At 70.0% G+C, this 8,514-nt stretch carries 9 protein-coding genes; 8 read left to right on the forward strand and 1 reads right to left on the reverse strand.

Annotated elements, in window-relative coordinates; genetic code table 11:
* Nucleotide 1: 1 nt before the first annotated feature.
* From mnmG to ACT6S0_RS10740, 8 genes are all read left to right on the forward strand, one after another.
* On the forward strand, nucleotides 2-1,954 hold the full coding sequence (mnmG, locus tag ACT6S0_RS10705) for a tRNA uridine-5-carboxymethylaminomethyl(34) synthesis enzyme MnmG (RefSeq protein ID WP_444763871.1): 1,953 nt from the start codon (nucleotides 2-4) through the stop codon (nucleotides 1,952-1,954).
* The gene (gene rsmG, locus ACT6S0_RS10710; RefSeq protein ID WP_444763872.1) at nucleotides 1,951-2,577 is read left to right on the forward strand and encodes a 16S rRNA (guanine(527)-N(7))-methyltransferase RsmG; all 627 of its coding nucleotides are present in this window, start codon (nucleotides 1,951-1,953) and stop codon (nucleotides 2,575-2,577) included. The genes mnmG and rsmG overlap by 4 nt, the downstream gene beginning before the upstream one ends.
* A 79-nt stretch (nucleotides 2,578-2,656) precedes the next feature.
* Nucleotides 2,657-3,430 (forward strand): ParA family protein, encoded by a 774-nt coding sequence (locus ACT6S0_RS10715; RefSeq protein ID WP_444763873.1) that lies wholly within the window; start codon nucleotides 2,657-2,659, stop codon nucleotides 3,428-3,430.
* Entirely contained in the window at nucleotides 3,427-3,966 is a 540-nt protein-coding gene (locus tag ACT6S0_RS10720) for a GNAT family N-acetyltransferase (RefSeq protein ID WP_444763874.1), read from the forward strand. The genes ACT6S0_RS10715 and ACT6S0_RS10720 overlap by 4 nt, the downstream gene beginning before the upstream one ends.
* Nucleotides 3,959-4,717, forward strand: coding sequence for a GNAT family N-acetyltransferase (locus ACT6S0_RS10725; RefSeq protein ID WP_444763875.1), 759 nt, complete (start codon nucleotides 3,959-3,961; stop codon nucleotides 4,715-4,717). Before ACT6S0_RS10720 ends, ACT6S0_RS10725 begins: the two co-directional genes overlap by 8 nt.
* Before the next feature lie 28 nt (nucleotides 4,718-4,745).
* A complete protein-coding gene (locus ACT6S0_RS10730) occupies nucleotides 4,746-5,444 on the forward strand; it encodes an extensin-like domain-containing protein (protein WP_444763876.1) in 699 nt (232 codons plus the stop codon).
* Between the two features lie 99 nt (nucleotides 5,445-5,543).
* Nucleotides 5,544-6,347, forward strand: a complete 804-nt coding sequence (locus tag ACT6S0_RS10735; RefSeq protein ID WP_444763877.1) for a gamma-glutamyl-gamma-aminobutyrate hydrolase family protein — start codon at nucleotides 5,544-5,546, stop codon at nucleotides 6,345-6,347.
* Entirely contained in the window at nucleotides 6,344-7,183 is an 840-nt protein-coding gene (locus ACT6S0_RS10740) for a gamma-glutamyl-gamma-aminobutyrate hydrolase family protein (protein ID WP_444763878.1), read from the forward strand. Before ACT6S0_RS10735 ends, ACT6S0_RS10740 begins: the two co-directional genes overlap by 4 nt.
* Before the next feature lie 145 nt (nucleotides 7,184-7,328).
* Here ACT6S0_RS10740 and ACT6S0_RS10745 read toward each other — a convergent pair.
* A partial coding sequence (locus ACT6S0_RS10745; protein WP_444763879.1) for an esterase/lipase family protein occupies nucleotides 7,329-8,514 on the reverse strand: 1,186 nt, incomplete at its 5' end.

Here is an 8,514-nt window from a genome sequence, read left to right on the forward strand (position 1 = left end):
CATGCTGTACCCCAAGGAATTCGACGTCATCGTCGTCGGCGGCGGCCATGCCGGCACCGAGGCTGCACTCGCCGCCGCCCGCACGGGCGCGGCCACGCTGCTGCTGACCCACAACATCGAGACCCTGGGCCAGATGAGCTGCAACCCCAGCATCGGCGGCATCGGCAAGGGCCACCTCGTCAAGGAGGTCGACGCGCTGGGCGGCGCGATGGCGCTGGCCACCGATGAGGCGGGCATCCAGTTCCGAATCCTGAATGGCAGCAAGGGCCCGGCCGTGCGCGCCACCCGCGCCCAGGCCGACCGCATCCTCTACAAGGCCGCCATCCGGCAACGGCTGGAGAACCAGCCGAATCTGATGCTGTTCCAGCAGGCGGTGGACGACCTGATGGTGGAAGGCGACCGCGTGGTCGGTGCCGTCACCCAGGCCGGCATCCAGTTCCGCGCACGCGCCGTCGTGCTGACGGCGGGCACCTTCCTGGACGGCCGCATCCACGTGGGCCTGCAGAACTACGCCGCCGGCCGCGCGGGCGACCCGCCGGCTGTGTCGCTGTCGGCACGCCTCAAGGAGCTGAAGCTGCCGCAGGGGCGCCTCAAGACCGGCACGCCGCCGCGCCTGGATGGCCGCAGCATCGACTTCAGCAAGTGCGAGGCCCAACCCGGCGATCTGGATCCGGCGCCGGTGTTCAGCTTCATGGGCAACACGGCCATGCACCCGCAGCAGGTACCGTGCTGGATCACGCACACGAATCCGAAGACCCACGCGATCATCCGCAGCGGCTTCGATCGCAGCCCCATGTTCACCGGCGTCATCGAGGGCGTGGGGCCGCGCTACTGCCCCAGCATCGAGGACAAGGTCAACCGCTTCGCCGACAAGGACTCGCACCAGATCTTTCTGGAGCCCGAAGGCCTGACGACGCATGAGTTCTACCCGAACGGCATCTCCACCTCCCTGCCCTTCGACATCCAGCTGGCCGCCGTGCGCAGCATCCCCGGGCTGGAGAACGCCGACATCCTGCGGCCTGGCTACGCCAGCGAGTACGACTACTTCGACCCGCGCGGGCTGAAGGCCCGCTTCGAGACCAAGGTCATCCTGGGCCTGTTCTTCGCCGGCCAGATCAATGGCACGACCGGCTACGAGGAAGCGGCGGCACAGGGTCTGTTTGCCGGGCTGAACGCCGCGCTGCAGGTGCGTGGTGACGCGCCCTGGACGCCGGCGCGCGACCAGGCCTACCTGGGCGTGCTGGTGGACGACCTCATCACCAAGGGCGTGACCGAGCCCTACCGCATGTTCACCAGCCGGGCCGAGTTCCGACTGCAACTGCGCGAGGACAACGCCGACGCACGCCTGACCGAGACCGGCCGGCAGCTGGGCCTGGTGGACGACGAGCGCTGGGCAGCCTTCAACCGCAAGCGCGATGCTGTTTCACGTGAAACAGAGAAACTGAAGAGCACCTGGGTCCACGCGGGCATCCTGCCAGCGGCGGATGCGGAGCGCCTCGTCGGCAAGGCGCTGGAGCGGGAGTACACGCTGATCGACCTGCTGCGCCGGCCGGGTGTCGTGTTCGACACCGTCGCCGAGGTGGCCGCGATTGCACGCCCCGAAGCGGGCGTTTCACGTGAAACATTGAACACCGAGTTGGGCGCCGAGCTGGCGGCTCTGGTCACCGAGCAGGTCGAGATCAGCACCAAGTACGCCGGCTATATCGACAAGCAGGTCGACGACGTCGCCCGAGCCGCGCACTTCGAGCACCTGAAGCTGCCCGACGAGCTGGACTACGGCCTCGTCCACGCGCTCTCCTTCGAGGCGCGCCAGAAGCTGAACACCCACCGCCCCGAGACGCTGGGCCAGGCCTCGCGGATCTCCGGCATCACGCCGGCGGCGATCTCGCTGCTGCTGGTGCACCTGAAGAAGGGCAAGTTCAAGGGCTTCACCGCTGAGGCGGAAGCGGCATGAAGGACACGCTGGAAAGCGCCGCCCGCGAACTTGGCCTGGACCTCAGCGACGCGCAGATCGACCAGCTGCTGGCCTATCTGGCCCTGCTGCAGAAGTGGAACAAGGTCTACAACCTGACCGCCGTGCGCGACCCGGCACAGATGCTGACCCATCACCTGTTGGACAGCCTGTCGGTCATTGCGCCGCTGCAGCGCCACGGCGCGCCGGCCCGGCTGCTGGACGTCGGCGCTGGTGGGGGCCTGCCGGGTGTCGTCATCTCGATCTGCTGCCCGGGAACCGACGTCAGCTGCGTGGACGCCGTTGCCAAGAAGGCGACTTTCATCCAGCAGGTCGCCGCTGAGTTGAAGCTGCCCAACCTGCGCGGCGTGCACAGCCGCGTGGAGGCCCTGAAGACCGAACCCTTCGGTGTCATCACTTCCCGCGCCTTTGCCTCACTGGTCGACTTCACCAACTTGACCCGGCAGCATTTGGCGGAGGGCGCGGTGTGGATGGCCATGAAGGGACAGCACCCCGCCGACGAAATCGCCGCCCTGCCCGCTGACGTGGACGTGTTTCACGTGGAACAACTGGCCGTTCCCGGGCTAAATGCTCAGCGCTGCATCGTCTGGATGCGACCCCGCTGAGGTCACTTCACGGGTCGTGCCCGAGGTGCGGCCCGCCCTCTCCCCGGTACGATGCCGGCAGTCCCGGGAACCCTCACTCATGGCCAAGATTTTCTGCATCGCCAACCAGAAGGGCGGCGTCGGCAAGACCACCACCACCGTCAATCTCGCCGCCGGCCTGGCCCAGATCGGCCAGCGTGTGCTGGTCGTCGACCTGGACCCGCAGGGCAACGCGACCATGGGTTCGGGCATCGACAAGCGCAAGCTGGAGCTGACCGTCTATGACGTGCTGCTGGAGTCCGCCTCCATCGCCGAGGCGCGCGTCAAGGCCGAAAAGTCCGGCTACGACGTGCTCGGCGCCAATCGTGAGCTGGCCGGCGCCGAGGTGGACCTGGTGGCCCTGGAGCGCCGCGAGAAGCGCATCAAGACGGCGATCGCCGAGGTCACGGCCGACTACGACTTCATCCTCATCGACTGCCCGCCGTCGCTCTCGATGCTGACGCTCAACGGCCTGTGCAGCGCCCATGGCGTCATCGTGCCCATGCAGTGCGAGTACTTCGCACTGGAGGGCCTGACCGACCTGGTCAACACCATCAAGCAGATACACGCCAACCTGAATCCCGACCTGCAGATCATCGGCCTGCTGCGCGTCATGTTCGACCCCCGCATCACGCTGCAGCAGCAGGTCAGCGACCAGCTCAAGACTCACTTCGGCAACAAGGTCTTCGACACCGTCATCCCACGCAATGTGCGGCTGGCCGAGGCGCCAAGCTATGGGCTGCCGGGCGTGGTGTTCGACCCCAGCTCCAAGGGCGCGCAGGCGTTTGTCGAGTTCGCCAAGGAGATGGTGAGGCGCATCGAGACGATGCGGTGAGCGGGGTGACGCTGCGGCTGCTGCTCGACAGCGACGCCGACGACGTCGCCGCATTGCACGCCACCAGCTGGCGCAGCGCCTACCGCGGGATCGTGCCGGACGCCTTTCTCGACCAAGAGGTCTTCGCCGAGCGCCGGGCCGTCTGGCGCGAACGCCTGCAAGGACCAGCCACCGCGCCGGCATTCGGCATCGTGGCCGAGGACGCCGCCGGCCAGATGGTCGGCTTCGCCTATGTGCTGCCCGGCCATGACCCCGTCTGCGGCACGCTGGTCGACAACCTGCATGTCCACCCCGACCTCAAGGGCGGCGGCATCGGCCGCCGGTTGCTGCAGGCCGTCGTCCGAGAACTGGGGCCGGCGCACACCCAGCCGCTGCACCTGTGGGTGCTGGATCAGAACGAAGCCGCCAAGCGCTTCTATGCCCGCATGGGCGCCGAGTTCATCGACCCGGGCATGACCCCGCCCTTCGGTGGCGTCTGCCTGCCCGAATGGCGCTGCATCTGGCGCGACCCCGCCGTGCTGCTCGCCCATGACTGAATCGGACCTCCAGGCCCTCGCCCTGCGCGCCGAACTGGCCGGCCTGGATGCCAGCGCCCCGCCCCAGCAGGCCGACATCGACGGCTGGCTGATCCGCCTGTCGCCGGGCAAGGCCAAGCGCTCGCGCTGCATCAACGCGCTGCGCGAGGGCACGCTGCCGCTGGACGAGCTGCTGGCGCGCTGCCAGCGCGCCTACGACGCCGCCGGCCTGCCGCTGGCCGTGCGCGTGACGCCCTGGAGCCAGCCCGCCGACCTCGATGCACGCCTGGCCGCCAAGGGCTGGGCCGCGTTCGACGCGGCTGATGTCATGGTGCTGGACACCCTCGTGCCCGAGCCCGCACCCGCGCCCCTCCAGGCCCTCGACGCGACTGCCTACGCCGCCACCGTCGGCGCGCTGCGCGGCTCCTCTCAAGGCGCGATTGCCGCTCATGCCGAGCGCATCGCTAACGCCCCAGTCACCTACCATGGCTTTGCGCTGCATGACGACACCGGCGCCCTGCTGGCCTGCGGTCAGATGGTCATCGACGCTGACATCGTCGGCCTCTACGACATCGCCTCGGCGGTGCCGCGCCAGGGCCATGCCGACCGCCTGTGTCGCGCCTTGCTCACGCGGGCCCATGCGCAAGGCGCGCGCCAGGCGTATCTGCAGGTGGGCAGCGACAACGAAGCCGCCAAACGCCTGTATGTGCGCTTGGGCTTTGTCTTCGCCTACCGCTACCACTACCGCAGCCCGGAACGCGCACTGACCTGAGCGGCCTGCGGTTTGCCCCTGCGCAGGCATGAAGCACCTCCGGCTCGCGTTGCTGCTGGCTCTCATCGCGTTGCTCGCGCTCGGCTGGCAGCAGGCCTGGTGGCGCCTGCCCGATCGCCACAACCCATTCGCGCCTTTGGTGGTCGACGAGGCGCCGAACTGGCTCACCGGCTTCAAGCTCGCACGCGCGCAGCGCGATCCGGCACGCTGCGCGCAATCGGTGCGGGCACTGCCCTGGCGCGTCGAGCCTGTGCCGGACCGGCGCACCGGCGAAGGCTGCGGCTTCAATCAGGCCTGGCGCGTCTCGACCTTGGGCGACGTCGGCGTGGGTGAGGCGTTTGCGCTGTCCTGCCCGTCGGTGCTGGCGCTGGCGATGTGGCAGCGGCACACGCTGGTTGACTCAGCGCAGCACCACTTCGGCGAGCCGTTGCAGCGTGTCCAGCATGTCGGCAGCTACGCCTGCCGCAACCTCTATGGCCGCGAAGGCGCGGCACGCAGCCGCCACGCGACCGCGGAGGCGCTGGACGTCACCGGCTTCGTGATGCGCAGCGGCTTGCGCGTCAGCGTACAGGGCGACTGGGGCGATGGCAGCGCTCAGGGCGCCTTCCTGCGCGAGGCGCATGACGGCGCCTGCCGCTGGTTCCACGGCGTGCTCGGGCCCGACTACAACGCCGCTCACCGCGACCATTTGCACCTGGAGACCGGCGGTTGGCGCACCTGCCGCTGAGGCCGTCGCGCCTGGCGCCCGCACTGTCGGAACCGTCCGACACGAGGATGCGGCCCGGCGTTGCAACCGGCACGCTTGCGCTGCCGCAGGATCGGGGCCATGAACGCGCTCGTCCCCGCGCCCCGCCACTCCGCCAAAGTGCACCGCCCGCTGGTGTGGTTGCCGGCCTGCCACCGCAACCTGGATCTGTCCGACCCCGGGGGCTACACCGTGCTGGCAGACCGTTATGCCGCTGCGGTCTGCGAGCTGGGCCTGCAGCCGGTGCTGTTCCCGATGGCCGGCGCCGGCGACGTGCATGACCTGCTGCCGCTGGTCGATGGCGTGCTGCTCACCGGCTCGCCGTCCAACGTCGAGGCCACGCATTTCGGCGCGGCGGCGCTACCCACCGATGTGCTCGACCCGCGCCGCGACCGCCTCACCATGGCCCTGGTGCGGGAGGCCGTCGCGGCCGGCACGCCGCTGTTCGGCGTGTGCCGCGGCATGCAGGAGATGAACGTCGCCCTGGGCGGCAGCCTCTACCAGCAGGTGCACGCCGAGCAAGGGCTGCTGGACCACCGCGAGCCGCAGGATGTCGACCTGGAAGCGCAGTTCGCCGAACGCCATGAGGTGCTGCTGGAGCCGGGCAGCGCCTTTGCGGAATGGGCCGGCAGCACGCGGGTATGGGTCAACTCGCTGCATGGCCAGGGCATCAAGCGACTGGGCGAGGGCATGGTGGCCGAGGCCCGCGCGCCCGACGGCCTGGTGGAGGGCGTGCGCGTCGCCAACGCCCAGGCGTTTGCCTACGGCGTGCAATGGCACCCGGAATGGCGCCATGACCGCATTGCCTTCTACCGCCGCACGCTGGACGCCTTCGCGTCGGCCTGCAGCGAGCACGCCCGGCAACGCCTGGAGGACGGCGCATGAGCGCGCGTGAACCCGCCTTTCGCAACGCCCCCATGACCGGTGATTTCCGCGTGCCGACCGTCTGGGTGGTGGCCAGCCACCGCGAGCTGGGCAACGAGCACGGCCACCCGCAGCAATACACCGTGATGGACGAGGTCGGCACGCGCACCCTGGTTAATCTCGGCCTGCAGCCGGTGAGCTACCCGCGCGTGCCGGTGGCCCGGCTGCCGTCGCTGCTGGCCGGCGTTCAGGGCGTGCTGCTGGGCGGCTCGGCCACCAACGTCAACCCGCGCCTGTATGGCGAGGAGCCGGCCCACCCCGACATGGCCTTCGACAGCGAGCGTGAGGCGGTGTCCCTGCCCCTCATCCGGCTGTGCATCGAACACGGCGTGCCGCTGCTCGGCATCTGCCGCGGCTCGCAGGAGTTCAATGTCGCGATGGGCGGCAGCCTGCACCAGGACCTGAAGGCGCTGGGCGGCCCCGTCCCGCATTGGGAAGACCCCGACGAGCCGCTGGACGCGCAGTACCGCGAGCGCCACCACATCAACCTGCAGCCAGGCGGCCTGCTCGAACACATCACCGGCTGCAGCCGCATCGCGGTCAGCTCCCTGCATTCGCAGGGCGTCAAGCGCCTGGCGCCCGGGCTGGTGGCCGAGGCGGTGGCGGATGACGGCATCGTCGAAGCCTTCCGCTGGCACGACGCGTCGCAGTTCGCCTGGGGCTTCCAGTTCCATCCCGAGTGGGGTCACCAGCAGCATCCCCGCTACGCCCGCATCATGGCGGCCTATGTCGACGCCTGCTGGGCGCGGCTGGCGGCCCAGGCCCATCCGCCAGCGCTCACGCCGCAACCGGCCTGATCCAGCACCGCCTCCCACATTTGCAGGCGGCCGCAGCCGCGCGCCGGCCCGCGGTTGCGCCAACAGGCGGCGTCCTCACTCCGTCCATCCCATAGCGCCGGCTCGCGGCGGGTCCGCCGGCCGCCTCAGACCCCCTGGACCGCCCTCAGCGCAGCCGCCGGTCCAGCCAGTTCAGCACGCGCGCATCCTGGAAGTAGTTGGTGTGGTGAGTCTCGGCGCTGACGCCCAGGTCCTCCCAATGCGGCGCGGCCAGCACCTGAGAGCCGAGCTGGTGCATCGCCGCGCTGTCGACGACGAGGTCGTTGGGCTGGTCGAAGATCAGGTCGGCGCCGTAGTACATCGCCTGGCCTTGCAGGTTCGTGATGCGCTTCCACAGCTTCCACAGCGGCTCGTCGGTCTCGCTCGGCCTGAAGCTGCCGCCAATGGCGCGCACCTCGACACCGGCGGGCAGCGGCCACAGCTGGGCCAGCTCCAGGTTGTTGGCAACCCGGCCCTGGGCCAGCAGACCGGGCACCAGGCCCACGGCCGCGTCGGCCAGCGGCGTGCGCGAGCCCAGTTGCAACACCTTGCCGAGCACGCAGGCCAGGCCCGCAACGCCCAGCGACAGCGGCTCCAGCCCGGGCACCACGCGGCCGACCCTGGCCGCGCCTTCGGCCAGCGCACCACTGATGCTGGCCAGCGTGTCCAGCGCCTGGCGGATCTTGTCGGGCGCGGCCAGCGAGGTGCCGGCCAGCGGCGAGCCGACGAACAGCGCCTGGCGCACGGGCAGGGTCGGCGCCAGCCGCAGCAGCCAGGCGATGACCAGGCCACCGCGACTGTGGCCGACGAAATCCAGCTCGGCCCTGCAGCCGGCGAGGGCGTCCCGCAGCGCCAGCGCGTTCAACCAGGGCGCGACGGACAGCGTCGGGTGGTCGAAGGCCAGCACTGCGCTGTACTCGCCCTTGCGGTCGCCCGCGCGGGTCAGGCGATCGAACAGTGCTTCGCCGTCGGCCGTCACGGCGAACTCCTTGGTGTACATCGCACTGGCGCTGAAGGTGCCATGCACCAGCACCAGCACACGCCCGCGCACGGTTTCGAGAAAACCCGTCGGCAGCGGCGCCCAGGCCAGGCCGTCCCAGCGGCGCAGGCCTTGCGACGGCGCTGCCAGTTCGCCCAGCACCGGGTTGAGGCGCCGGTCCAGCTTGACGAGGCCGGCCGTGACGGCGTTCTCGCCAAGTTCCGGGAAGGCGATGCGCTCGACCGTCTCGCGCGCATCCAGTCCCACGGCGCGCCAGCTGCGCCGCCCGCCGCCAGCGCCGCGCGGCCGGGCCGGTGGCTCGTAGACCCAGCGC

The organism is Roseateles sp., assembly GCF_052436255.1.
Classification (GTDB): Bacteria; Pseudomonadota; Gammaproteobacteria; order Burkholderiales; family Burkholderiaceae_C; genus Pelomonas.

Bases quoted from the DNA above. Each gene is read 5' to 3' on its own strand.
- ACT6S0_RS10730 (WP_444763876.1), top strand. From the start codon at position 4,746: ATGAAGCACCTCCGGCTCGCGTTGCTGCTGGCTCTCATCGCGTTGCTC.
- mnmG (WP_444763871.1), top strand. From the start codon at position 2: ATGCTGTACCCCAAGGAATTCGACGTCATCGTCGTCGGCGGCGGCCAT.
- rsmG (WP_444763872.1), top strand. From the start codon at position 1,951: ATGAAGGACACGCTGGAAAGCGCCGCCCGCGAACTTGGCCTGGACCTC.
- ACT6S0_RS10735 (WP_444763877.1), top strand. From the start codon at position 5,544: ATGAACGCGCTCGTCCCCGCGCCCCGCCACTCCGCCAAAGTGCACCGC.
- ACT6S0_RS10725 (WP_444763875.1), top strand. From the start codon at position 3,959: ATGACTGAATCGGACCTCCAGGCCCTCGCCCTGCGCGCCGAACTGGCC.
- ACT6S0_RS10740 (WP_444763878.1), top strand. From the start codon at position 6,344: ATGAGCGCGCGTGAACCCGCCTTTCGCAACGCCCCCATGACCGGTGAT.
- ACT6S0_RS10715 (WP_444763873.1), top strand. From the start codon at position 2,657: ATGGCCAAGATTTTCTGCATCGCCAACCAGAAGGGCGGCGTCGGCAAG.